At 70.1% G+C, this 24132-nt stretch carries 19 protein-coding genes; 12 read left to right on the top strand and 7 right to left on the bottom strand.

The window, feature by feature from the left end:
* Nucleotides 1–26: 26 nt before the first annotated feature.
* A complete protein-coding gene (locus tag OHA61_RS20895; RefSeq protein WP_406304290.1) occupies nt 27–1298 on the bottom strand; it encodes an extracellular solute-binding protein in 1272 nt (423 codons plus the stop codon).
* A 256-nt stretch (nt 1299–1554) separates the two neighbouring features.
* On the opposite strand from OHA61_RS20895, the gene OHA61_RS20890 reads away from it, so the two are divergent.
* The 5 genes from OHA61_RS20890 (at nt 1555) to OHA61_RS20870 (ending at nt 7152) form a co-directional block, all read left to right on the top strand.
* Nucleotides 1555–2448 (top strand): SIS domain-containing protein, encoded by an 894-nt coding sequence (locus OHA61_RS20890; RefSeq protein WP_406304289.1) that lies wholly within the window; start codon nt 1555–1557, stop codon nt 2446–2448.
* A 674-nt stretch (nt 2449–3122) separates the two neighbouring features.
* Nucleotides 3123–4058: an ROK family protein gene (locus tag OHA61_RS20885; RefSeq protein WP_361905723.1), complete on the top strand. Its 936-nt coding sequence runs from the start codon at nt 3123–3125 to the stop codon at nt 4056–4058.
* On the top strand, nt 4058–5203 hold the full coding sequence (nagA, locus tag OHA61_RS20880) for an N-acetylglucosamine-6-phosphate deacetylase (RefSeq protein WP_406304288.1): 1146 nt from the start codon (nt 4058–4060) through the stop codon (nt 5201–5203). Before OHA61_RS20885 ends, nagA begins: the two co-directional genes overlap by 1 nt.
* A gap of 113 nt (nt 5204–5316) precedes the next feature.
* Nucleotides 5317–6243: a 1-phosphofructokinase family hexose kinase gene (locus OHA61_RS20875; protein WP_406304287.1), complete on the top strand. Its 927-nt coding sequence runs from the start codon at nt 5317–5319 to the stop codon at nt 6241–6243.
* A gap of 54 nt (nt 6244–6297) precedes the next feature.
* Nucleotides 6298–7152 carry a ketose-bisphosphate aldolase gene (locus tag OHA61_RS20870; RefSeq protein WP_406304286.1) on the top strand — a complete coding sequence of 285 codons (855 nt, stop codon included), beginning with the start codon at nt 6298–6300 and terminating at the stop codon, nt 7150–7152.
* Here the strand turns inward: OHA61_RS20870 and OHA61_RS20865 are convergent, their stop codons facing one another.
* Together OHA61_RS20865 and cdgB are read right to left on the bottom strand one after the other, a co-directional pair.
* The gene (locus OHA61_RS20865; RefSeq protein ID WP_406304285.1) at nt 7153–8109 is read right to left on the bottom strand and encodes a CBM35 domain-containing protein; all 957 of its coding nucleotides are present in this window, start codon (nt 8107–8109) and stop codon (nt 7153–7155) included.
* An 88-nt stretch (nt 8110–8197) separates the two neighbouring features.
* Entirely contained in the window at nt 8198–9838 is a 1641-nt protein-coding gene (gene cdgB, locus OHA61_RS20860; RefSeq protein WP_406304284.1) for a diguanylate cyclase CdgB, read from the bottom strand.
* A 308-nt stretch (nt 9839–10146) separates the two neighbouring features.
* On the opposite strand from cdgB, the gene OHA61_RS20855 reads away from it, so the two are divergent.
* Nucleotides 10147–10701, top strand: a complete 555-nt coding sequence (locus OHA61_RS20855) for a flavin reductase family protein (protein WP_406304283.1) — start codon at nt 10147–10149, stop codon at nt 10699–10701.
* 27 nt (nt 10702–10728) lie between these two features.
* Here OHA61_RS20855 and arfB read toward each other — a convergent pair whose 3' ends face one another.
* On the bottom strand, nt 10729–11154 hold the full coding sequence (gene arfB / locus OHA61_RS20850) for an alternative ribosome rescue aminoacyl-tRNA hydrolase ArfB (RefSeq protein WP_361905711.1): 426 nt from the start codon (nt 11152–11154) through the stop codon (nt 10729–10731).
* A gap of 193 nt (nt 11155–11347) precedes the next feature.
* Here arfB and OHA61_RS20845 point away from each other — a divergent pair, with 193 nt between their 5' ends.
* Nucleotides 11348–11923, top strand: coding sequence for a TerD family protein (locus tag OHA61_RS20845; protein WP_324971389.1), 576 nt, complete (start codon nt 11348–11350; stop codon nt 11921–11923).
* A 500-nt stretch (nt 11924–12423) separates the two neighbouring features.
* On the top strand, nt 12424–14745 hold the full coding sequence (locus OHA61_RS20840; protein WP_406304282.1) for an ATP-binding protein: 2322 nt from the start codon (nt 12424–12426) through the stop codon (nt 14743–14745).
* Nucleotides 14746–14851: 106 nt separating this feature from the next.
* Here OHA61_RS20840 and OHA61_RS20835 read toward each other — a convergent pair whose 3' ends face one another.
* On the bottom strand, nt 14852–16096 hold the full coding sequence (locus OHA61_RS20835; protein WP_406304281.1) for an RICIN domain-containing protein: 1245 nt from the start codon (nt 16094–16096) through the stop codon (nt 14852–14854).
* Between the two features lie 530 nt (nt 16097–16626).
* On the opposite strand from OHA61_RS20835, the gene OHA61_RS20830 reads away from it, so the two are divergent.
* Nucleotides 16627–17940: an RICIN domain-containing protein gene (locus OHA61_RS20830; RefSeq protein WP_406304280.1), complete on the top strand. Its 1314-nt coding sequence runs from the start codon at nt 16627–16629 to the stop codon at nt 17938–17940.
* Nucleotides 17941–17967: 27 nt separating this feature from the next.
* Here OHA61_RS20830 and OHA61_RS20825 read toward each other — a convergent pair whose 3' ends face one another.
* Together OHA61_RS20825 and OHA61_RS20820 are read right to left on the bottom strand one after the other, a co-directional pair.
* Nucleotides 17968–19353 (bottom strand): M1 family metallopeptidase, encoded by a 1386-nt coding sequence (locus tag OHA61_RS20825; protein ID WP_406307408.1) that lies wholly within the window; start codon nt 19351–19353, stop codon nt 17968–17970.
* 59 nt (nt 19354–19412) lie between these two features.
* Entirely contained in the window at nt 19413–19970 is a 558-nt protein-coding gene (locus tag OHA61_RS20820; RefSeq protein WP_406304279.1) for a heme-binding protein, read from the bottom strand.
* Nucleotides 19971–20242: 272 nt separating this feature from the next.
* Here OHA61_RS20820 and OHA61_RS20815 point away from each other — a divergent pair, with 272 nt between their 5' ends.
* The 3 genes from OHA61_RS20815 to OHA61_RS20805 all read left to right on the top strand — a co-directional run bounded on the left by OHA61_RS20815 (nt 20243) and on the right by OHA61_RS20805 (nt 24114).
* Entirely contained in the window at nt 20243–21634 is a 1392-nt protein-coding gene (locus OHA61_RS20815; RefSeq protein WP_406304278.1) for a sensor histidine kinase, read from the top strand.
* Nucleotides 21631–22254, top strand: coding sequence for a response regulator (locus OHA61_RS20810; RefSeq protein WP_406304277.1), 624 nt, complete (start codon nt 21631–21633; stop codon nt 22252–22254). Before OHA61_RS20815 ends, OHA61_RS20810 begins: the two co-directional genes overlap by 4 nt.
* Nucleotides 22255–22491: 237 nt before the next feature.
* On the top strand, nt 22492–24114 hold the full coding sequence (locus tag OHA61_RS20805) for a M4 family metallopeptidase (RefSeq protein WP_406307407.1): 1623 nt from the start codon (nt 22492–22494) through the stop codon (nt 24112–24114).
* Nucleotides 24115–24132 lie beyond the last annotated feature (18 nt).

Genomic DNA, 24132 nt, shown 5'->3' with positions numbered 1-24132 from the left:
GGCGGGCGGTCGATGCGGTCTGCGAACTACTCGGCGTTCTCGGCGGCGGAGGCGGCGCGGCCGATCCGGCCGAGGACTGCCGCCGGGCTGGCGTCGGGCTCCACGGCCTTGCCGATGTTCTTCTTGATGTTCTCGCTCACAGCCGCCCACGAGGTCTTGCCGACCGGCGGAAGCACCGAGGTGGGCAGCTCCACCAGGAACGCCCTGAGGGCCTTGTGCTCGGGGTCGGCGGCCATCGCCTCGGACGCGGAGACCGTCACCGGCAGCAGGTCGTTCTGGCCCGCGAAGTCGAGGACGTTCTTGTCGCTGAAGACGAAGTCCAGGAACGTGCCGATCTCGGCGCGGTGGCCGTTCTGCTTGAAGCCCATGATCCAGTCGGCGACGCCCATCGCCGCCTTCGGCTTGCCGCTGGTGCCGGGCAGAGCCACCTTGCCGACGTCGATGTTGGCCGCCTCGGCCGCCTGCATCAGGGACGGGTGGCCGTTGAGCATGCCGACCTCGCCGCGCGTGAAGGCTGCGAAGGCGTCCTTGCGGTTCAGCTTGCCGGGGGCGACAGGTCCGGTGAGCTTCTTGTCGACCAGGTTCGTCTTCAGCCAGGTGAAGGTGGCGATGTTCTGCTCGGAGTCGATGCCGTAGTTGCCGCTGGTGTCGGTGTACCCGTCACCGCCGCTGAGCAGCCACATCATGGTCTCGGCCTGGGCCTCCTCCGGCCCCAGCGGCAGCGCGAAGGGGTACTTCGCGTCGGTGTTGTCCTTCAGCTTCTCCGCGTCCTCGACGAGGTCGTCCCAGGTCTTGGGGTCGTTCTTGATCCCGGCCTCTTTGAAGAGCTTCTTGTTGTAGAAGAGCAGCCGGGTCGAGGCGACGAACGGCAGTCCGTACTGCACGCGCTTCATCTCGCCGGCGTCGGTGAGCGGCTGGAGGAAGTTGGACTGCACGGGTATGGAGAGCAACTGGTCGGCGGAGTACAGCTTGTCGGCCGCGGCGTAGTCGGCGTACGCGCCGATCTGGGCGATGTCGGGGGCCTTGCCGGCCTTGACCATCTCGCCGACCTTGCGGTCGATGTCGTTCCAGGACTCGATCTGGACGTCGATCTTGATGTCGGGGTTCGTCCTCTCGAACTCGGCGGCGAGATCAGCCCAGTACTTCTTGCTGCTCTGGCCGCCGGAGACGTCGTAGTCCGCCGCAACCAGCTTGAGGGTGACGTCGCCGGAACCGCTGGAGGTGCCACAGCCCGAGAGGGCCACCGTCATGCCCAGTGCGGCGAGTGCCGCGGTCAGACCCAAGAAGCGCTGATGCACAGCTCTTCGCCCCACCCTCTGCTGATTGGTTGCCCGTCTTGTCCCAGTCGGTCCCCCGCGACGTCCTGTGAGTTGGGCGCGATTTTCCGCCAACCGGAGGTATGAGGTCTACTCCAATCGGTATCGCTTCCGCAACGTCTGTCCCAAGGGGTGCGGGCATTGCCCGGGTACGCCGCGGGCTGCTAAGCACGTCCCTTGGCACGAAGTGGTCGATGCCGGTCCCGACTTACGCGTACGTCGCGAGGAGCCCAGTCGCATGTCCCGTACCGCAGAAGAGATTGCCACCCAGCCCGCCTGCTGGCGCCGAGCGGCGAAGGCCGCGGCCGCCTTCCCGGGACTGCCACAGCCGGGCGAGCGGGTCGCCGTCACCGGGTGCGGTACGTCCTGGTTCATGGCGATCGCGTACGCGGCGCTGCGGGAGGCGGCGGGGCAGGGCGAGACCGACGCGTTCGCCTCCTCGGAGTTCCCGGCGGGGAGGTCCTACGACCGTGTCGTCGCGATCACCCGCTCGGGCACGACGACGGAGGTCCTGGACCTGCTGACCGCGCTGCGCGGCAAGGTCCCGACGCTGGCCCTGACCGCGGACCCCAAGACCCCGGTCATGGACGCGGCGGACGAGGTGGCGGTGCTGGACTGGGCGGACGAGGAGTCGGTCGTCCAGACCCGTTTCGCCACAACGGCGCTCGCCTTCCTGCGGGCGGGTCTGGGTGACGTCCCCGGCGTGAAGTCGGTCACCGAGGCGGCGGTCGACGCAGAGCTGGCGATCACGGAGCCGCTGCCGGAGGCGGTGGTGGGCGCGGAGCAGTGGACGTTCCTGGGCCGCGGCTGGACGTACGGGCTGGCGCTGGAGGCGGGCCTGAAGATGCGCGAGGCGGCGGGTGCGTGGACGGAGTCGTACCCCGCGATGGAATACCGCCACGGCCCGATCTCCATCACCGGCCCCGGCCGCGTGACCTGGGTCTTCGGCCCGCTCCCGGAGGGCCTGTCGCTCGACGTGTCCCGCGTGGGCGGCACGCTGGTGGCCCGTCAGGAGACGGACCCTCTGGCCGACTTGATCCGCGCGCAGCGGCTGGCGGTGACGCTGGCGGAGTCGAAGGGCTTCGACCCGGACAGGCCGAGGAATCTGACGCGGAGCGTGATTCTGAGCTGAGGGGGTTTGGGGGTTCGGGGTACGCCGGTGCCGTGGGGCGCGGGTCTTGGGGGTCCGTTGCGAGGGCCGACCGCGTGGCACGGGTTTGGCGGTCCGGGGTGCGCCGGTGCCGTGGGGCGCGGGATCCGGGTCGCCTCCGGGCTCGACTCCTCGGCGTCGGCGGCAATGAGGCGTCCGCATTGATCACCCGGTGTTGGCCGCCAATCGCCTGCGGGGACGACCCTGCACCGCCCCTCCCCACCGGACGGGCTGCGGTGCGCGGCGGTTCGCCCGCGAGACCCACCGCCGAGCAGCAACCACCAACGCTCCCTGGCCCACGCTCACCACGGACGCAGGGTCCAGCGGCTTCGCTGCGGAACACATGGAACGTCCCGCGAGCGAACCCCGGCGGACCCACCCTCGCGGGCACCGAAGCCGGCGGCGGCGCGGCGCGAAGCTGCCGCGAGAGGGCGGGCGCGGGCCCGCAGCGTCCGATCCGCGGCGAAGCCGCCGGAGCTCCGGGGCGTGGGGGCGTCAGCCCCCACTGACCATCCCCCAAGGGGTCTGGGGGCGCAGCCCCCAGGTTCGGGAAAGGGCGGGGTGGGGGACAAAACCGTTCCGCCGTTTGTATGGGCGCGCAACAATCCGGCGTAGTGGACTAGACCTTTCCCGCGTTCACCCGCCAGACTGTCCACGTGAGACACGTCATCGCCCTCGATGTGGGCGGCACCGGCATGAAGGCCGCCCTCGTCGCCCCCGACGGCACCCTGCTGTACGAGGCCCGTCGCGCCACCGCGCGCCAGCGCGGGCCCGGCGCCGTCGTCGAGTCCATCCTCGGCTTCGCCGGCGAGCTACGCGCGTACGGCCAGGAGCACCTCGGCCACAGCGCCCTCGCCGCCGGCGTCGCCGTCCCCGGCATCGTCGACGCCGAGAACGGGATCGCCGTGTACGCCGCCAACCTCGGGTGGCGCGACGTACCGCTGCGCGACCTCCTGCGCGAGCGACTCGGCGCCCCCGTCGCCCTCGGCCACGACGTCCGTACCGGCGGCCTCGCCGAGGGCCGGATCGGCGCCGGCAAGGGCGCCGACCGGTTCCTGTTCGTGCCGCTGGGCACCGGGATCGCCGGAGCCATCGGCATCGCGGGCCGGATCGAGGCCGGGGCCCACGGATACGCCGGCGAGATCGGGCACATCGTCGTCCGCCCCGACGGCCCCGCCTGCGGCTGCGGCCAGCGCGGCTGTCTGGAGACCCTCGCCTCCGCCGCCGCGGTCACCCGCGCGTGGGCGACGGCAAGCGGCGACCCGGACGCCGACGCCGCCGACTGCGCGAAAGCCGTCGAGTCCGGAGACGCCCGCGCCCGGGAGGTCTGGCTCGACGCCGTCGACGCGCTCGCCGCCGGGCTCGTCACCGCGCTCACCCTGCTGGACCCCCGCACGCTGATCATCGGTGGCGGTCTCGCCGAGGCGGGGGAAACCTTGTTCACACCGCTGCGGGCCGCGGTCGAGGAGCGCGTCACGTTCCAGAAGCTGCCCGCCATCGTCCCGGCAGCCCTCGGGGACACCGCCGGATGCCTCGGCGCGGGGCTGCTCGCCTGGGATCTGCTCGCCACCGACTCGGAGGTAACCGCCTAATGGCCGACCGCATGGTTCTGACGGGCGCCCGGGTGGTGCTGCCGACCGGGATCGTCGAGAACGGACGGGTGATCGTCGAGGGCGCGAGGATCACCGGCGCCGCGGGCGCCGACGCGCCCGCCCTCGACCTCACCGGTCACTGGGTCGTGCCCGGCTTCGTCGACATCCACAACCACGGCGGCGGCGGCGCCTCCTTCACCTCCGGCAGCGCCGAGGACGTTCTGACGGGCGTACGGACCCACCGCGAGCACGGCACGACGACCCTCGTCGCCTCCACCGTCACCGGCGAGATGGACTTCCTCGCCCACCGCGCGGGCTTCCTGTCCGAGCTGGTCGAGCAGGGCGACCTCGCGGGCATCCACTTCGAGGGCCCCTTCATCTCCCCCTGCCGCAAGGGCGCTCACAGCGAGGAGCTGCTGCGCGATCCCGACCCGGCGGAGGTGCGCAAGCTCATCGACGCGGCCCGCGGTACGGCGAAGATGGTCACGCTCGCCACCGAACTCCCCGGCGGCATCGACTCCGTACGCCTCCTCGCCGAGCACGGCGTGATCGCCGCGATCGGTCACACGGACGCGACGTACGAGCAGACCGTCGAGGCGATCGACGCGGGCGCGAGTGTGGCGACTCATCTGTACAACGCGATGCCCGGCCTCGGTCACCGCGCGCCGGGACCGATCGCCGCGCTCCTGGAGGACGAGCGGATCACGGTCGAGCTGATCAACGACGGCACGCATCTGCACCCCGCCGCCCTCGAACTCGCCTTCCACCGCGCGGGTGCGGCCCGCGTCGCCTTCATCACCGACGCGATGGACGCGGCGGGCTTCGGCGACGGCCGCTACCAGCTCGGTCCGCTCGAGGTCGAGGTCAGGGAAGGCGTCGCCCGGCTGGTGGAGGGCGGGTCCATCGCGGGCTCGACGCTCACGCTGGACACGGCGTTCAGGCGCGCGGTCACCATCGACCGGCTACCGGTGGAGGACGTCGTCCAGGCCATTTCGGCCAATCCCGCCAAGCTGCTCGGCGTGTACGACACGGTCGGCTCGCTGGAGCCGGGCAAGGACGCCGACCTGGTCGTCCTCGACGCCGAGTTCACGCTGAAAGGCGTGATGCGCAAGGGCGAATGGGTGATTGAACCGCAAGTAGGGTGATTTCTACGCAAGTCACTCGGCGGTTGGCCAGGGGGTCTGGGCCAACCGCCTTCCGTTTGGCATGATCAGGGCCCGTACGAGCACGGCAAGCGCGTTCTGTGGGGTGTGTACTGGTGATCCTGACGGTCACGCTCAACACCGCCCTGGACATCACCTACCGGGTCCCCACGCTGACCCCGCACGCGAGCCACCGCGTCAGCGAGGTCCGCGAACGCCCGGGCGGCAAGGGCCTCAACGTCGCCCGCGTCCTGTCCGCGCTGGGCCACGAGAGCGTGGTCACCGGTTTCGCGGGCGGGCCCACCGGAGCCGTACTGCGCGAACTGCTGGCCCCGCTCGCACCGCGCGACGCGCTCGTCACCGTCGCGGGGACCACCCGCCGCACGATCGCCGTCGTCGACGACGCGAGCGGCGACACGACCCAGCTGAACGAGCCGGGACCCATCGTCACCCCCGAGGAATGGGCGACGTTCCTCACCTCGTACGACTCCCTGCTGCGCGGCGCCGGCGCCGTCGCCCTGTGCGGCAGCCTGCCGCCCGGCATCCATGTGGGCGCGTACGCCGAACTGATCCGCAGGGCACGCGGCGCCGGCGTCCCCGTACTCCTGGACACCAGCGGCGAACCGCTGCGCCGCGGCATCGCCGCCCGCCCCGACCTCGTCAAGCCCAACGCCGACGAGCTCGCGCAACTGACGGGCTCCCGCGAACCGCTGCGCGCCACCCGCGACGCCCGCCGACGGGGCGCGCACACCGTCGTCGCCTCGCTCGGCCCCGACGGCCTTCTCGCGGCCACCGCGGACGGCGTCTGGCAGGCGACCCCGCCGGCGCCGGTGAAGGGCAACCCGACGGGCGCGGGCGACTCGGCGGTGGCCGGGCTGCTCTCCGGCCTCGTGGAACAACTCCCGTGGCCGGACCTGCTCGCCCGCGCGGTGGCACTGTCGGCGGCGACCGTACTGGCCCCGGCGGCGGGCGAGTTCGACGCCGCGGCCTACGAGGATCTGCTGCCACTCATCGCGGTGACCGAGCTCGCGGCCGCGGCGTGAAAGCCCGCACACAGCGCACAATCGGGCCCAGCCGCCCGGGAATTGGGGTGCACCATGCCACTCGTCAGCACCGGTGAACTCGTCTCGGCCGCAGCGGCCGACGGGCGCGGCATCGCCGCCTTCAACGTCATCACCCTGGAGCACGCCGAGGCGATCGCCACCGGCGCCGAGCAGGCGGGTGCGCCCGCGATCCTGCAGATCTCCGAGAACGCCGTGAAGTTCCACGGCGGACAGCTCGCCGCGATCGCGGCCGCGGCGGCCGCCGTGGCCCACGCGTCGACCGCGCAGCTCGCCCTCCACCTCGACCATGTCGTCTCCCTGGACCTGTTGCGCTCGGCGGACGACGAGGGCTTCAGCTCGGTGATGTTCGACGCCTCGAAGCTGCCGTACGAGGAGAACGTGAGGGCCACGGCGGACGCGGTGCGCTGGGGCCACGAGCGCGGCATCTGGATCGAGGCCGAACTGGGCAAGGTCGGCGGCAAGGAGGGCGAGGCCCCGCTCGACGCCCACGCACCGGGCGTCCGCACCGACCCGGCCGAGGCTGCCGCCTACGTCGCGGCCACCGGTGTGGACGCCCTGGCGGTCGCGGTCGGCTCCTCCCACGCGATGACGCAGCGTACGGCCGCCCTGGACCACACCCTCATCGCCCGCCTGCGCGAGGCGATCCCCCTCCCGCTGGTGCTGCACGGCTCCTCGGGCGTCCCGGACGAGGAGATCCGCCGCGCGGTCGCCTCCGGCATGGTCAAGATCAACGTCGGCACGGCCCTGAACAGGGCCTTCACGGGCGCGGTCCGGGCCTTCCTGGAAACGGCCGACCCGTCGACGGTGGACCCCCGGAAATACCTCGCCCCGGCTCGCGCTGCGATGGCCGGGACGGTGGCGGGGTTCCTGACGCTGGTCAGTGGCTGATCAGCCTTCCTTGACCTCGAGCCAGTCGAGGATGACGTTGCACTGATTGCCCGCCTCGCAGGAGATCTTGAGCTCGTTCTCGCCCTTGTTCAGGTTGACCGGCGCCCAGGTGGTCTGCCAGTTCTTCTCCCAGGCCGGGTCCGTGGAGTGGATGAAGTTCTTCAGGCCCAGCGGGTTGGTGTTCGCCTTGCCGTTGACCGTCAGTGTGGCGTTGGCGTCCTGCGCGGGGATGGCGTAGCGCACGTACAGCCGGTACGCGCCCGCCTCCGCGATCTTGGCCTTCCAGGTGACCGAGGCGCCGACCGCGTTGAAGCCGGTCACAAACGCGCCTCCCGCACCCTCCGCGCCCTTGATGTCCTTCGCCAGCGCGGCCGGCGCACCCAGCTGCAGCGTCGCCGCGTCCTGCTTCGGCAGGGGCTCCTGCGGGTCCTTGGAGGTGGAGGGCCCGTCGCTCGGCTTGACCGACTGGCCCGCGCTCGTGCCGCCGTCGCCGCCGGACTGGCCGCCCGCCTTGTCGTCCTCGCCGCCGCTCGTGATCAGTGCCGCCGCGATGCCGATCACGACCACCGCGACCACCGCGATCGCCCCGATCAGCAGGCCCTTGGTGTTGGGTCCGCCGCTGCGACCGCCGCCGTGGCCGCCGGTCTGTGGCGGGACCGGATGGGTGGGGGCGCCGCCGGGGTAGGTCTCGGGTGCCGCGTACTGCGCGGTCGGCTGGCCCTGCTGGGCGTACGACTGCTGCTGCTGCGGGACCTGCTGGCCGTACTGGCGCTCGCCGACCGTCCGGACCTGGTTGTACGAGGTTCTGGGGACGCCGGGCTGTGCGGCCGGACCCGGATAGCCGTAGCCGCGGCTCTGGCCGGGCGGTGTCGCGCCCGCTGCCCGTCCGTCCTCGTACAGGTAGCCGAACGGATCGTCGTCCTCGGGCGTGCTCGCGCCGTTGTTCGCGGCCGTCATCCCCATTCACTCCTCACCATGTCGTCAGCACATCGCCGACGTGGGCGAGCCTACCCGGTTCGGGGTATCCCACAGGGTGTCGTTGGCCTCAGCCGGCCCGCCGGTGCACTTTCGCCCGGGACCGCTTCTCGATGTACATCCGCTGGTCGGCACTCTGCAGGACCTCCTCGACCGACATTCCGCAGCTCGCCCAGCCGATCCCGAAGCTCGCCCCGACGCGCACGCCCCTGCCGCCGACCCTGATCGGCAGGATGATCGCGTTCCGCAGGCGTACGGCCAGGTCGGCGGCGTCCGCCGCGCCCAGGCCGTCGGCGAGCACCACGAACTCGTCACCGCCGAGCCGGGCGACCGTGTCGTTGTCGCGCACGCCGGTGGTGAGCCGGCGCGCGACCTCGACGAGCACGGCGTCGCCCGTCTGGTGCCCGAACCGGTCGTTGATCGACTTGAAGCCGTCCAGATCGCAGAAGAGGACCGCGAGCCCTTTCGTGCCGTCGTCGAGTTCGCTGTCGGGCGCGATGGTGTGCACATGGTGGTCGTAGGGCACGCCGGTGGTCTCGAAGTCGAACCCGTCGCTGCCGAAGATTCCGTCGCTGTCCGCCCCGTACGCGGCGTCCAGGGCCTCGATGGCGCTCTCCCGCGCGGTCTGCGGCCGCTCGCACAGCCGGGCGCTGAGCCGGGCGCGCAGCTCGGCGCTGTTGGGCAGCCCGGTGAGCGCGTCATGGCTGGCCCGGTGCGCGAGCTGGAGCTCGTGCCGCTTGCGGTCCTCTATGTCCTCGACGTGGGTGAGCAGGAAACGGGGGCCGTCCGCGGTGTCCGCGACGACGGAGTTGCGCAGCGACACCCAGACATACGTCCCGTCCCGGCGGCCCAGCCGCAACTCGGCACGCCCGCCCTCGGCCGACGTACGCAGCAGGGTGCCGACGTCCTCGGGATGCACGAGATCGGCGAACGAGTAGCGGCGCATCGCGGAGGCGGGTCTGCCGAGCAGCCGGCACAGGGCGTCATTGGTGCGCAGCAGCCGGCCGTGCTGGTCGCCGCCCATCTCGGCGATGGCCATACCGCTCGGCGCGTACTCGAACGCCTGCCGGAACGACTCCTCACTCGCGCGCAGGGCCTGCTGCTCACGCTCCAGACGGACCAGGGCGCGCTGCATGTTTGCTCGCAGGCGGGCGTTGCTGATCGCAATCGCCGCCTGGGACGCGTACATCTGGAGCGCTTCCTGGCCCCAGGGTCCCGGCCGCCGTCCGTTGCGCGGCCGGTCGACGGAGATGACGCCGAGAAGCTCGCGGCCGCCCCCCGATGCGTACATGGGGGCGTAGAGACGGTCCTGCGGGTGCCACTCGTCCTCGAAGCGCGGGTCGGGGCCCTCGGTGTGCCACTGCGGGACGTCGTCCTCTATGAGCACCCAGCCCTCGGTGTGCGGGATGAAGCGCAGCTCGCCCCAGGCCTCGCCCATCGACAGACGGCGTTCCCATGACGGGCGGGAGCCGACGCGGCCCGTGATCAGGGCTTCCGCGGCGGCGCTGCCGGCGAATGCGGCGACGACGAGATCTCCGTCGGGGCGTACGAGATTGACGCAGGCCAGCTCGTAGCCGAGTCCCGCGACGATTCCGTCAGCGACGGTCTGCAGGGTGTCGGCCAAGCTCCGGGCCGTGTTGAGGTCCGCGACCACCTGGTGCAGCTGCCGCAGGGTCGCAAGACGGACGTAGGGCTCCGACTCGGTCTCCATTGTTCGCTCTCCCCGAGACCTCGACAGCAAACTCCAGGGTTCTCATCGACGTTCTTGTTGCGGTATCACGGTCACTGAATCACAGCGAGCTGCCCACTCGGTACACAGGGTCAACAATTACTGCACTCTGTGACTCAAGTCACAGTGGATGATGATGCGTTGCCTACGCGCGCTGCAATGACCCTCGCTTTCCTGAACGCAAATATGGGTGCGCCGCCGGTCCCAGGGCCGCCTGTCGTCGGTCCTAGGACCTGGCTGGTCCCCCGGCCCGATGCGGGCGCGGGTCGGCCGAGACTAGCGTTCCTCGTGTGTTGCAGACGACCCCCGCCACCGCTCCTGTTGCCATCCCCCATGCTGAGGGGGTGAGCAACGAGGAGTTCCGCGCCGCCATGTCCCGGCTGGCCGCGGGTGTGGTGCTGGTGACCGCGCACGATCCGGACGACGGCCCGCGCGGCGAGGACGTCGGCATGACGGCGACCGCCTTCATGTCGGTGTCACTGGACCCCCCGCTGGTCCTGGTGAGCCTGCGCAACGACTCCCGCATGGACGACCTGCTCGCCGAACAGCCGCTGTGGGCCGTCTCGGTGCTCTCGGAGAGCCAGCGGCACATCGCGGGCCGCTTCGCGATGAAGGGCCGGGTCAGCGACCGGCTCCTGTTCGAGGACATTCCGTACACGAGGGGCGAGGTGAGCGGCGCGCTGCTGGTGAGGGGCGCGCTGGCGACGCTGGAGTGCCGTACGGAACAGAGGGTGGTGGCCGGGGACCACACGCTGGTGATCGCGCGAGTGCTGGCGGTGGGCCTGCCGAGCGCGGACGGCGGTCCGCTGACGTACTTCCGGGGCCGCTACCGCCAGTTGGACTGAGGTCCCGCCGCCAACCGGGGCGGAGTACTACCAGTCGCGGCCGCTGCGGCCGCGCTTCGTCTGCGCGCGCTGCTTCTTCTCCCGCAGTCGGCGCTCGTTGATGCCCCGCGGAATCCTCGTCGCCCGGCGCGGCCGCGGCGGCGGCGCCGTCGCCTCGGCCAGCAGGGAGGCCAGCCGCACCGCCGCGGTCTCGCGGTTGCGCCACTGCGAGCGGTGTTCCGACGCGCGGACCGCGATCACACCGCCCACCGTCCGGCCGGCCAGACGCTCCAGCGCGCGGTCCTTCCAGACCTGCGGCAGCGCCTCGGTCCTCGCGAGGTCGAAGCGGAGCTCCACCTGCGAGTCACTGGTGTTGACGTGCTGGCCACCCGGTCCCGACGACCGCGAGAAACGCCACATGAGCTCGGCCTCCGGCAGGGAGACCGAACCGCGGATGATGTAGGGACCGGACATGCGTCCATGGTCGCGTGCCCGCGCCGTCCGCGTCACCCGCTTTTCGGGCGTCCGCGCTCCCGAGTCTCCCCGCGAGGTGCCAAAGGAAGCACAGACGGATGGAACCTGGCAGTCCCCTGACTGCGTTATGACGGGTGACGGTAGCTTCGGGAGGGCTCGAAGCCCGCACAGTCGACACGAAGGGGACTTCCCAATGGCAGTAAGCCTGTCCAAGGGCGGCAACGTCTCGCTCACCAAGGAGGCACCGGGCCTGACCGCCGTCACGGTCGGCCTCGGCTGGGACGTCCGTACGACCACCGGCACCGACTTCGACCTCGATGCCTCCGCGATCGGCGTGAACCCCGGCGGCAAGGTCGCGTCCGACGCCCACTTCGTCTTCTTCAACAACAAGGCGACGCCCGACCAGACCATCGTCCACACCGGCGACAACCGCACCGGCGAGGGCGGCGGGGACGACGAGCAGATCAACGTCAACCTGGCGGGTCTGCCGGCCGACGTCGACAAGATCGTCTTCCCGGTCTCCATCTACGACGCCGTCAACCGCAGCCAGAACTTCGGCCAGGTGCGCAACGCCTACATCCGCATCGTCAACCAGGCCGGCGGCGCCGAGATCGCGCGCTACGACCTGAGCGAGGACGCCGCCACCGAGACCGCGATGGTCTTCGGCGAGCTCTACCGCAATGGCGCGGAGTGGAAGTTCCGCGCCGTGGGCCAGGGGTACGCCTCGGGCCTGGAGGGCATCGCCCGCGACTTCGGCGTCAACCTCTGACGCAGGTACCGCGACAAAAAGGCCCCGGCTCACAAGCCGGGGCCTTTCTGCTGGCCCCTCGTCCGCGCGGCCTCGACGGCAGAGGCCCGCTGCCTGACCGTACGAGAGGCAGCGGGCCATGGAACCCATGCCAACTCACGGTTACGGACTGGGAATCCGCCCTGGCAGATAGAGAACAAGCCGCGGAACGAAGGGAGTTCAGTGCTCTTGGGGTGCTAAAGGGTGGTTTACTGGCTTCCGTGATGCGGCGTGAGCCCGCCGTGCATCGCTCCGTTACCCCGGGGATGCTGAGGCTCTGAGCGTCGAGTGGCTGGGCCCACGAGGACCGCCGTTCGACTCGCGGCTGACACGAGACATCTGGATCTTCATCGGTCCGGCGGGCTGCGGTTCGGCCTGACCCCCTACGGCGACCGCCGGCCGGTCGCAACTCCAGCCTGGTCACCGTGACTGTCCAGCGGGTGACGGGTGCGCACGAGAGATGAGGCCCACGGGTGGCTGGGATGCGCAGCGAGTCCGGAAATCTCCCTGCGGACACGACGAGCTTCGTCGGTCGGCGCGCCGAGATGTCGCGGGCGCGGCAACTGCTCGCGCGGACAAGGCTGTTGACTCTGACGGGTCCGGGCGGGATGGGCAAGAGCCGGCTCGCGTTGAGGCTGGCGGCGCAGGTGCGACGCTCCTTCCCCGACGGCGTCTGGCTTGCAGATCTTGCCGTGGTCGAGAAGGAAGAACTGATCGAGCATGGCGTGCTGGCGGCGTTCGAACCGAATCACGACATGGGCCGGCCGCCGATGGCCGTGCTGACCGATCACCTGCGTGACAAGCGGGTCCTGCTGGTGCTCGACAACTGCGAACATCTGCTGCACCCCTGTGCGGTCCTGGCCGACGCGCTGCTGGCAGCCGTCCCCGACCTGCATATCCTCGCCACCAGTCGGCAGGCCCTGGGCGTCACCGGAGAGTGCCTGCTGACGGTGCCCCCGCTGTCGGCGCCCGATCCGGACGATCCCAGGCCGAAGTGGCAGTCCGGGCAGTCCGAGCGAGACAGGCAGGCCGGACGCAGCGATGCGCTGGACCTGTTCACCGACCGGGCGGCTGCCGCGCTGGGGGAGTGCGCACCCTCAGAGCACGGCAGGACGGCTGCCCTGATCTGCCGTCGCCTGGATGGCATTCCGTTGGCCATCGAGCTGGCCGCGGCCCGGCTTCGGGTGCTGACCTGCGAGCAGATCCTGGAACGGCTGGGCGACCGGTTCGAGCTGCTGGCCGGGGGAAGCAGAGCCGCCCTGCCCCGCCAGCAGACCATGCGCGCAGCACTCGACTGGAGCTTCGATCTGTGCGCGCCCGGGGAGCAACTGCTCTGGGCCAGACTGTCCGTCTTCCCCGGCGCCTTCGATCTGGAGGCGATCGAGTCGGTCTGCACAGGTTCTGGCCTCACCGCCCAGGATGTGTTCGGCGTCGTGGCGGGCCTGGTGGACAAGTCCGTGCTGGTCCGCGAGGAGCAGCACGCGCGATACCGCATGCTGGAAACCCTCCGCCAGTACGGCCACCTACGGCTGCGCGACGGGGAAGACCGGACGCTGCGCCGCCGCCATCGCGACTACTACCGAGCGCTGGTACTGCGTGCCGAGACCCAGTGGTTCACCGGCGAGCAGACGGCCTGGTTCGCACGCCTGCACCAGGAGCGGCCCAATCTGCGCACCGCACTCGACTACTGCCTGACCGAACCGGGCGAGGCCCAAGTCGGTCTGGAGATAGCCGGATCGCTCTGGTGCCACCGTCTTGGCGCGGGCAGCCTGGAGGAAGAGCGCCACTGGCTGGACAAGGCGCTGGCATCGGACGCCACGCCCAGCCCCGTACGACTGAAGGCCCTGTGGGCCGACGGATGGCTGGCTCTCCTGCGCGGAGACACCCCCTCGGGACAGGTTCGGATGGCGGACTGCCGCGCGTTGGCACAGTCTCTCGACGACCCGCTGGCACAGGCGTACGCCGAGCAGTTCGACGGGCTGACCGCCTTGTTCCAGGACGACTTCGCGCGCGCGATCCCTTTGCTCGACCGAGCCCTCGCCCTGTTCCGCACTCACGGAGAAATCGGCGACACATGGGCCACCCTCTACCTGCTCAGCTTGGCCTGCTGCCTTTCCGCCGACCCGCGCGCGGTCGCCCTCGGCGAGGAGTGCCTGGCGCTGTGCGACGCCCACGGCGCTCAATGGTCCCGCTCGTTCACGCTGTGGCTGCTCGGGCTCCAGAACTGGGTCAACGGAGACACCCGGCAGACCGTCAGAAACCTCCAGGAGAGCCTGAGCACCGGTTGGCCCGCGCACAATGGGCTGGCCGTGGCCCAGTGCCTGGAAGTGCTGGCGTGGGCGCGAGCGAGCGACGGGGACAGCACACAGGCTGCGGAACTCCTCGGCGCGGCACAGAGCGCCTGGGAGAAGGTCGGCACCATGCTGCCCGGTGTCGGGCGTCTGCTGCACCATCGCACCGAGTGCGAGGCCCTGCTCCGAGATGTCCTGAGCGAGGAGTGCTTCACTGCCCACGTGCAGTCGGGCGCCGCTTTGACCATGGAGCAGGCCATCGCCCGCGCACTGAACAAGCCCCCCGCGCAAGCCGGCCCACCGGAGCATGATCCAGTGACCGTGCTCACTCCTCGGGAGCGCCAGGTCGCCCTCCTGGTCACTCAGGGACTGACCAACAACCAGATCGCAGCCCAGCTCGTCATCTCACCGCGCACCGCGCAAGGGCACGTCCAGCGCATCCTGGCCAAGCTCGGGTTCACCACCCGCACCCAAATCGCCACGTGGGCGCAGGAACGTACCCCTCGCCTCTGAGTTTGCGGAGGCACTCCGCTCTGTGGTCAGCGCAGTGGGGGCGCCCCGGCCGGAGCCGCGGCACCCCCTGAGCGGTGTGTCGGGTGGGCTGAACCCAGTGGGACCTCTAGTTGGTCATGGTCTCGGTCGGTCCGCCACTGACGCAGGCCGGCTGCCGCACCCATCGCCCATTGGCGTCGAGCTTGTCTTCAGCGACACCGGAGTCGTACATCATGGTGTTTCCCGACCCGGCGGGGTACGTGACGGTGATCTTGGCTTCCGTGTTGTATGTCCACTCGTCCCAGCTGCCCTTGGCGAAGACGAACCTGCCGGTGTAGGTCTTGCTGACCGGGAAGGCCTTGACCCAGGTTGTGGAATGCGCGGGGGCGGCCGGGACCACAGCGCGGTAGGTCTTCTCCTCGGTCGAAGTAGTCCCCGTTTGAACCGAGTGGGTGATCAACTGGGACGCCTCGGCAGCGAAGTCGACGTGCCAGAAGTCCGTGGAGCTGCCGAGCTTGACGGTGACGGTCTCCTTCGTACCGTTGGCGATGGAATCCGTTGTGATGGTCGACGTGCTGGTGGTCGACTTGTAGTCGACGGTTGTCGACGGGATCGCCACCTCGGTGTGCTGGGCCACCAGGCACTGAGCGACCCCTTCATCATTGCCGGTTACCGCGACCTGCGTCTGACTGTAATTGCAGTACGGGTAGGCCGAATGGTCGGCGACGCTGGCATCGCACTTGGTCAGCGCATACTTGGCCGCCCATTCCGTGGTGAAGTCGAACCCGCTGTCGTCCAGGCGGGTGCCCCACAACTGGTTGTCATCGCCGTGGCAGGGCCACATGTTCAGGTAGTCCGAGTGGCCGGCGAGCCAGCTCTTGGCCACGTCGATGCACTGGTCATCGGCTGCGTTGCGGATCATGAAGGATGTTCCGCCGTCCTTGACCGGACCCGGCTGGAAATACCAGTACTGCTCCTTCGCGGAGCCGCTGCAACGCTCCTGCTGTACGGGGCGAATCCGCCATGTGGAGTCCCATCCTCCCGGCTGCAGGCACAGCCCGGAACCGGACTTGATCTGGAAACTGCCATCGCCCTGCGGACGCAGTGAGAACACCTGGTTGGCACCGTCATTGCGGGCGTATGCCACCAGCCACGACCCAGTACTGGACGTACCGTTGGGCACGTCGATCACCCGGGGAGACGAATCGTTGCGGTCTTTCGCCACCGTGAATACGCAGTCGACGGCTCCCTCATCGGTCGGACGACACTGGTGGGACGTTCCGCCGGCCCACCAGGCTCTCGCCTGTGCCGACTGGGCGCCCACACTGAGATCGACGGCCACCAACGCGAAGACCATCGACACCAGAACCATGAGGCACACCGGTGATCGGAAACGCCGTCTTCGGGACCTGTGTGCCTGAGCGGCGTCTGTATGGCGCATCTACTACTTCCTCCCCTGTCGTGGAACTCCTGCCGTGCCGCACTCTTCAAGGTTGAAAAACTGCCTTGAGGCAGGGCGATCTTGAGTTCCAGCATGGGGTCCGAGGCCTCTGGACGGCAGCGCCGAATTACCTGTTCAGTACCTGCGTCCATGGTGGGCCGGCGGCCCGACTCGGCATGCCGGTGGCCGGGCAAACCTCGCAGGAGGGGCGACTGTTGAGTTCGGTGTGGACGCCGGCAGCGTGATCAACCCGCTCGCCTCAGATCTTGACGCACGCGGGCCACGGCATCTATCCACTACCCAGGGGTCCAACGGCTGCACCCCTGCCACCAGCCGTCCAACCCGTTAGCGCATCGTCTCCAAAATCGCGAGGTCCTGATCAGCCCACTGCATCTCCAGCAGGCTGACTCCGCCTTCAGATCACCAAGACCACTACGCGACACACATGCACGAGGAGACCCGTGTCCGAGCCAGTGGCCGCTGAGGCCAACTCACTGATGCTGCAGGCCTTTCGCATCCTGCCCGAATCGTGGCAGACGGCGCTGCTGCAAAGCCTCGACGAACACGCCGGGCACACGACCCCCTTGGCGGAGCTGAGCCCCGACACAGCAGACTCCGAGGCCGCCCGCGCCCTCAAGGGCCTGTACGAGGCCTACCTCCGCACCTATGCCGCGCAGACCCCCGGCCGAGCGTGCCGCCATTTCGCCGCCGTGCTGGACGACACCGTCCGCCACGGGGAGGACTCCCCACGCTCCAAGGACTTCGACCAGCACGCTGCCACCTGCGCAAGCTGCGCCCGGGCACGTACAGACATCGTCGCGATCCACACAGGCCGGCACACCACCCTGTCCAAGGCGTTGCTGCCGAGTACGGCGGAGCGGCCGGCCTCGTCACCAGGCGACAGGCGCTCTGCGGCCCTGGCGATCCCGGCTCCGGCGACGCTCGTGCCCACCGAAGTCCCCTCTCCACGCGGCATTTCGCGTGAGACATCCTGGCGCCGCGTTGTCCCGGCCAACCCAGCCTTCGCCGTCGCCGCGGTGGTGGCCACGGCCGCAGCGATTGCCGCATCCGTCACTGTCGTCATGTCGAACGGTCCGGCCACCGCCACCCGACCACCCCTGGCCGCCTCTGCTTCCGCCACCAGCTCCGACGCGGCGGCCGTGGCTGTGACCGCAACTGTGACGGTATCGGCCACCGCGACGCCGACGACCCACACCTCCGCCGTGGCGAGGTCTCGCGACAACCACGCAACCGGTTCTGCTTCACCCGAAGTTGCCGCACCTCCGGCACCCAGCGCAAAACCGAAGGGCTTCCAGCTGGTCAACCAAGCCACGGGCCTGTGCGTGGGGATCCAGGGCGCCGCCGACACCCAGGGCGCCATGATGCAGCTCCAGGAGTGCGTCAGCAGCGAAGCGACCCAACGCTGGGAACGCATCGCAGCCGGCCAGGACACCTACCAATTGAGGAACACGGGCACCGGGAAGTGCCTCGACGGCACTCACAATGGCGGAAACGTGGTCAGGGTCGTCCAATGGGACTGCCACGTCTCAGATGACCGTTCAGTACAGCTGTGGACATTCGTGTCGGACGGGACAGCGCCCGGATATCGATTGTTCTTTGTCCCGCAGGTGAGCTCCAGCGACTATTCTTCGCACCTGCTCGGTCCGGAGGAATGGCCCGAGGCCGACCCGCCCAGGGCGGGGTCCTACCTTGCACAACTGCCGAACTATTACAACTCCAGCAGCTTCATATTCGCTATGGACGACGGTATTTGAAGCAACGTCACGTCAGGAACCGCGACACTACGGGGTGTCGGGCTTGTCCTTGCCGTAAAGCCAGGTGTCCCAGAGCTCGGTCAGGTCCTTGCCGGACTTCTTCTCGACATATGCGGTGAAGTCGGCGGTGGAGGCGTTGGAGTGGCGGTGCTCCGTCGCCCAGCCCTCCACGATCTCGAAGAAGGCGTCCTCGCCGACCGCCTGACGGATCTTGTGCAGGACCATCGCGCCGCGGTAGTACACCGGATCGTCGGAGACTTTCGCCCCGGACGGCGGATCGGCGGGCGGGAACGCCCAGTTCTCGTTGCGGGCGAAGGCGGCGTCGAAGCTCTTCTGGGCCGGGGTGGCGTCGAATTCCTCGTGCCAGATCCACTCCGCGTAGACGGCGAAGCCTTCGTTGAGCCACATGTCCTTCCAGGACTTGGGCGTCACGGAATTGCCAAACCACTGGTGGGCGATCTCGTGCACGAGCGAGTCCGGGAGGTCATCCACCGGGATCACGGGCTTGGTCTGGGTCTCCAGGGCGTAGCCGAGGTCGCCCTTTGGCACGACGATGACTCCGGCGGACGAGAAGGGGTACCGACCGAAGTACTCCTCGCCCCACTCCACGATCTCGGGGACCTGGGCAATCAGCTGTGCATATTTCTTCCCCACGGCCGGGTCGACGACGGTGAGGACCGGCACGCCGCTGGAGGTGCGGGACGGCGTCGTCTTGTAGTCGCCGATGGCCAGCGTGGCGAGGTAACTGGCCATCGGTTGCTTGGACTTCCAGGCGTACGTGGTGCGCCCGTCCGTCGGGACCGTCTTCACCAACTCACCGTTGGAGATCGCCTGCAGCTCCTTCGGCACGGTGACCGTGATGTCGTACGTGGCCTTGTCGCTCGGGTGGTTGTTGCTCGGGAACCAGGCCATCGAGCCGCTGGGCTCGCCGACCGCGAGCGCGCCGCTCTCGGTCTGCAGCCAGCCTTCCTTGGACTTGTCCTCGTCGTCGTCGACGATGGTCTCCGGTTCACCGGAGTAGCGGACGACCGTACGGAACGTCTTGCCCTTGTCGATGTCGCGGTGCGGGCGCAGCGTCAGCTCGTCGCCCGCCCGGTTGGCCGCCGCCTCCTTGCCGTCGACCGTGGCGCCGTCGACCGTCAGCCCGTGGAGGTCGAGGTTGAAGGCGCTCAGGCCCTGGGTGGCACGGGCGGTGATCTCGGCGGTGCCCTTGAGGTGGTTCGTGTCCGGGTCGTAGGCGAGGGTAAGGGCGTAGTGCTGGACGTCGTACCCGCCGTTGCCGAGCCCGCGGAAGAGCGGATCGCGCACGCCCGCGGAGCCCGGCTTGCCGTGCACACCCGCGCCGCCGTCGGTGCAGCCCGTGAGCAGGAGCAGCGCGACGGCGGGCGTCAGGGTGCGTACGAGAGTTCGCATATCCACGCAGTTGATCCTATGCGGGGTATGCGCTCGCGGCGCGAATCAGCAGGTACGGCCTACTTGTTGAGCGCCGCGACACCCGCCGCGGCGTACTGCTCGTCCAAGGCGCCGCTGGGCGCGCCCGCCACGCCGATGCCCGCGATCGGGGCGCCCTGGGACCGCACCGGTGCGCCGCCCGCGAGGAAGAGCGTTCCGGGGATGTCCTTCAGGTTCGGGGCCTGCTCCAGGCGCTTGACGAGTTCGGAGGTGGGGGCGTTCCAGGAGACGGCGGTGAAGGCCTTGCGCTGTGCCGACTCGTACGACTGCGGGCCCGCGCCGTCGCCACGCAGGGTGACGACGGTGGTGCCGTTGCGGTCGACGACGGCGACGGAGACGCGCTGGTTGTCCTTCTCGGCAGCCTCCAGCGCGGCCTGGGCGGCCTTGGTCGCGGCCGCGACCGTCAGGTGGGTGGACTGCTGAAGGTTGCGGTCGGCGGCATCGGCCCGGACCGCGGCGAGCGACTCGGCGGCGGGAGCGGACGCGTTCGCGGACACGGCGCCGAAGGTGCCCGCGCCCAGGGCGGCCGCGGCGACGGCTCCGGTCAGGACACGGGCGCGCAGGGACATCGTCTTCATGGTCGTGGGGCTCCTCGGGCTCGGGGCTGGTTCCTCATCGGGGCTGGGCCTTACGTGGCCTGGGCTGTGGCCTGGGCTGCGGGCCTGGGCCTGCATCGATCCTCGGGTGCGGTCCGGGGCACCGCCGTCGGCGTACCGGCTGCCGGCCGCAGGCATGATGGACGACGGCCGGGTCAGCCGATCGGCTGATGCGGCGGTGGTCCCGCCGGGTCACGATGCAGAACAAGCCCCAGGTCACAGAGCACACGCAGCGCCGCCCGCAGGAGAGCCCGATGTCCCACGCACCGTCCGCCACCGGCGGTGATGGCGCGAGCCTGGATCCGCAGACCCGGGATCCCGACGCCCGCTGGCTGGTGACGGTGATGAACACCGCCTTCCTCGCTCTGCTCGCCGGATCCCTGCTGCGCTATCTCCTCAAGCATCCGCAGAGCCCGCGGCTGCCGTGGGTCGTCGGCCTGAGCATCACCCTCGCCGCGCTCCAGCTCGGGGGCCACTGGCTCGGCGGGCGCCGGGCCGACCGGCCGCGGCTGGGGCGCGTTTTTGAAGTAGCGCCGTCCGCCCGCAGGGCGGGCCCCGCGGCGTCTGGCGCGTGCAATCGCAAGGCGGAGGATCGCCCTCGTACTGGACGTACTTGGGCGACTCCGACAACACCGCGAGTGCGCGTGCCAGGCGTCGCGGGGCAGGCGAGACTTCTAAAACACGCCCCAGGCGAGCAGCGGCCGGGCCGCCTCCAGCTGGTGCTGCTCGGCTCCGTCGTGGCCTGCTGGGTCGTGATCGTGCTCCTGGCGCCCAGCTTCGCCTGGTGCGCCGTACCGCTCATCTACACCGGGCTGCGATCGCTGCCCACCCGCGCCGCCGTCGCGCTCGTCGCCGTGCTCTGCGCGCTGGTGATGATCGCCGAATGGCGCCTCGCGGACAGCGTGGACCCCCATCTCTTCCTGCTGCCGCCCACGGTCGCCGTCCTCGCCACCACCGTCTTCACCTACATGCGGCGCCAGGCCGACCGGCTGGCCGCCACCGAGCGGCGCGAGGGCACCCTCGCCGAACGCCAGCGGATCTCCATGGAGATCCACGACACCCTCGCCCAGAGCCTGTCCAGCCAGCAGATGCTGCTCCAGGCCGCGGAACGCACCTGGGACAGTGACCCGGCGGCCGCCCGGGGCCATGTCCGTACGGCCGAGTCGATCGCCGAGCGCAGCCTCGCCGAGGCGCGCCGCTTCGTGCACGATCTGGCACCTGCGGACCTGGCGGAGGGCGGCGGCCTGGACGAGGCCCTGCGTACGCTCGCCGTGCGCGAGTCCACCGGTTCCCTCCAGGTCCGCTTCCACCGGGACGGCACGCCCGTGCCACTGCCCGACCGGGTCCAGTCGGCGTTGCTGCGGATCGCGCAGGGCGCGCTGGCGAACGTACGGGAGCACGCGGGGGCCACCACCGCCGCGCTCACCCTCAGCCACCTGGACGACCAGGTGGTACTGGACATCGCCGACGACGGCCGCGGCTTCGAGCCGTCCGACCCCCGTGCCGGCGCCCGTGCCGGTGACCGGGGCCACGGGCTGCCCGCGATGCGCGCCCGCGTACGGCAGCTGGGCGGCACGCTGACCGTCGAGTCGGCGCCGGGCGAGGGCACGGTCCTGTCCGCCGCGATTCCCCTGGAGCGCGCATGACCGCGGTACGGATCCTGCTCTGCGACGACCACGCCGTCGTACGCGCCGGGCTCCTGGCTCTCCTCGGCAGCGAGCCGGACATCGAGGTCGTCGGGGAGGCGGGCAGCGGCGAGGAAGCGGTCGCGATGGCGGCGAAACTGAGCCCTGACGTGGTGCTGATGGACCTCCAACTGGGGACCGGCATCGACGGAGTCGGGGCGACCCGACGCATCGCGACGCCCCAGGTGCATGTGCTGGTGCTGACGACGTACGACACGGACGCGGACATCACGCGCGCGATCGAGGCGGGCGCGACGGGCTATCTGCTGAAGGCGGAACGCCCCGAGGAGTTGTTCGCGGCGATCCGCGCGGCGGCGCAGGGCCGCGCGGCGCTCTCGGCCCCGGTCGCGAGCCGCGTACTGCACCACATGCGCGGCACGGGCCGCCCGTCCCTGACGGATCGGGAACGGGACATCCTCGGCCAGCTGGCACGGGGCCTCGGCAACCGGGAGATCGCGCGGGCGCTGTTCATCAGTGAGGCGACGGTAAAGACGCATCTGGGGCGGATCTACGCAAAGTTGGGCGTGGACACGAGGGCGGGCGCGGTCTCGGTGGCGAAGGAACAACGGCTGCTGCCGTAGCCGCGCCGGGCGCGAAGCGCCGCCGCGGCTTCCGTAGCGGCGGCCCGCACACGGCCCGCCCCCCATTTCCACGTAAGCCACTCTCCGCATCAACACGCCGCATAGCGGACACACTTGAACGCCTGGCGAACAACTCGCGGTCAAATTCGTGTTGCAGATCTGTCAACAACGCTCTTTCGCTGGCACTCTCTCTGCCGCTGCCCCCCACCACCCGGCGAAGGAGCCCGCGTGACCCGCATGCAGTCCTCGCACCACACCGCCCCCTCCCGCACGCGTGCGCGAACCGCACGCACCGCCGCGCTGATCGCCTCGGCCGCCATGGTCGCCGTCGCGCTCACCAGCGGCTCGGCCAGCGCCGAGGCCGACCGCGAAGAGGGCGCGACCGCTCTCGTACTGTCCGCCGCACAGCGCACCGCCGCGCTCAAGGACGCCCAGGCAGACGCGGCCACCACCGCCAGAGCCATCGGGCTCGGGAGCAAGGAGAAACTCGTCGTCCGCGACGTCGTCAGGGACACCGACGGCACCGTGCACACACGCTACGAGCGCACCTACGACTCTCTCCCCGTCGTCGGCGGCGACCTCGTCGTCCATGAGAAGAAGTCCGGCGCCCGTACCGCCACCAAGGCCACCAACGCCAAGATAGCCGTGGCCAGTACGGCCCCCGCCATATCCGTGGCGGGCGCCAAGAAGTCCGCCCTCGCCTCCTCCGACGCGAAGTCCGAGACCGCCTCGTCCGCCCGCAAGGTGATCTGGGCCGCCACCGGCAGGCCCGCCCTCGCCTGGGAGACCGTCGTCACCGGCGTCCAGCAGGACGGCACCCCGAGCGAGCGCCACGTCCTCACGGACGCTGCGACCGGCAAGGAGCTGTACGCGTACGAGGCCATCGAGACCGGCACCGGCCACAGCCAGTACAGCGGCACCGTCACCCTCGGCACCGCGCCCTCGTACACGCTGACCGACACCGGCCGCGGCGGCCACAAGACGTACGACCTGAACGGCGCCACCAACGGCACCGGCACCCTCTTCAGCGACCCCGACGACACCTGGGGCGACGGGGCCGCCGCCAACCGCCAGACCGCGGCCGTCGACGCCCACTACGGCGCCGCTGTGACCTGGGACTTCTACAAGAACGAGCTGTCCCGCAACGGCATCAGGGGCGACGGCGTCGCCGCCTACTCCCGCGTCCACTACGGCAACGCCTACGTCAACGCCTTCTGGTCCGACCAGTGCTTCTGCATGACGTACGGCGACGGCGCCGCCAATCTCAAGCCGCTCACCTCGCTCGACGTGGCCGGCCACGAGATGAGCCACGGCCTGACCGCCTCCACCGCGGGCCTGCGCTACAACAAGGAGTCCGGCGGCCTCAACGAGGCCACCTCCGACATCTTCGGCACCTCGGTCGAGTTCTACGCGGCCAACGCCACGGACGCCGGCGACTACCTCATCGGCGAGAAGATCGACATTCGCGGCAACGGCACCCCGCTGCGCTACATGGACAAGCCGAGCCGCGACGGCAACTCCGCCGACTACTGGTCACGGACCGTCGGCCGGCTCGACGTGCACTACTCCTCCGGCCCCGCGAACCACTTCTTCTACCTGCTCTCCGAGGGCAGCGGCGCCAAGACGATCAACGGCGTCAGCTACGACTCCCCGACCTACGACGGCTCCACCGTCACCGGGATCGGCCGGGTCAAGGCGTACAAGATCTGGTACAAGGCGCTCTCCACGTACATGACCTCCTCGACCAACTACGCGGGCGCGCGCGCCGCGACCCTGCAGGCGACGAGCGACCTGTACGGCGCGGGCAGCGCGGAGTACACGGCGGTCGCGGCCGCCTGGGCAGCGGTCAACGTGAAGTAGACGCCGCTCACGGGCCGC

It is taken from the genome of Streptomyces sp. NBC_00885, assembly GCF_045207475.1.
Taxonomy (GTDB): domain Bacteria; phylum Actinomycetota; class Actinomycetes; order Streptomycetales; family Streptomycetaceae; genus Streptomyces.
The sequence above is the reverse complement of the archived record's forward strand: the minus strand, read 5'-3'. Positions and strand labels throughout refer to the sequence as shown.

Bases quoted from the DNA above. Each gene is read 5' to 3' on its own strand.
- OHA61_RS20815 (WP_406304278.1), top strand. From the start codon at position 20,243: ATGTCCCACGCACCGTCCGCCACCGGCGGTGATGGCGCGAGCCTGGAT.
- OHA61_RS20825 (WP_406307408.1), bottom strand. From the start codon at position 19,353: ATGCGAACTCTCGTACGCACCCTGACGCCCGCCGTCGCGCTGCTCCTG.
- OHA61_RS20805 (WP_406307407.1), top strand. From the start codon at position 22,492: ATGCAGTCCTCGCACCACACCGCCCCCTCCCGCACGCGTGCGCGAACC.
- arfB (WP_361905711.1), bottom strand. From the start codon at position 11,154: ATGTCCGGTCCCTACATCATCCGCGGTTCGGTCTCCCTGCCGGAGGCC.
- OHA61_RS20835 (WP_406304281.1), bottom strand. From the start codon at position 16,096: ATGGTTCTGGTGTCGATGGTCTTCGCGTTGGTGGCCGTCGATCTCAGT.
- OHA61_RS20890 (WP_406304289.1), top strand. From the start codon at position 1,555: ATGTCCCGTACCGCAGAAGAGATTGCCACCCAGCCCGCCTGCTGGCGC.
- cdgB (WP_406304284.1), bottom strand. From the start codon at position 9,838: ATGGAGACCGAGTCGGAGCCCTACGTCCGTCTTGCGACCCTGCGGCAG.
- OHA61_RS20865 (WP_406304285.1), bottom strand. From the start codon at position 8,109: ATGACGGCCGCGAACAACGGCGCGAGCACGCCCGAGGACGACGATCCG.
- OHA61_RS20810 (WP_406304277.1), top strand. From the start codon at position 21,631: ATGACCGCGGTACGGATCCTGCTCTGCGACGACCACGCCGTCGTACGC.
- OHA61_RS20870 (WP_406304286.1), top strand. From the start codon at position 6,298: ATGCCACTCGTCAGCACCGGTGAACTCGTCTCGGCCGCAGCGGCCGAC.
- OHA61_RS20845 (WP_324971389.1), top strand. From the start codon at position 11,348: ATGGCAGTAAGCCTGTCCAAGGGCGGCAACGTCTCGCTCACCAAGGAG.
- OHA61_RS20820 (WP_406304279.1), bottom strand. From the start codon at position 19,970: ATGAAGACGATGTCCCTGCGCGCCCGTGTCCTGACCGGAGCCGTCGCC.
- nagA (WP_406304288.1), top strand. From the start codon at position 4,058: ATGGCCGACCGCATGGTTCTGACGGGCGCCCGGGTGGTGCTGCCGACC.
- OHA61_RS20840 (WP_406304282.1), top strand. From the start codon at position 12,424: ATGCGCAGCGAGTCCGGAAATCTCCCTGCGGACACGACGAGCTTCGTC.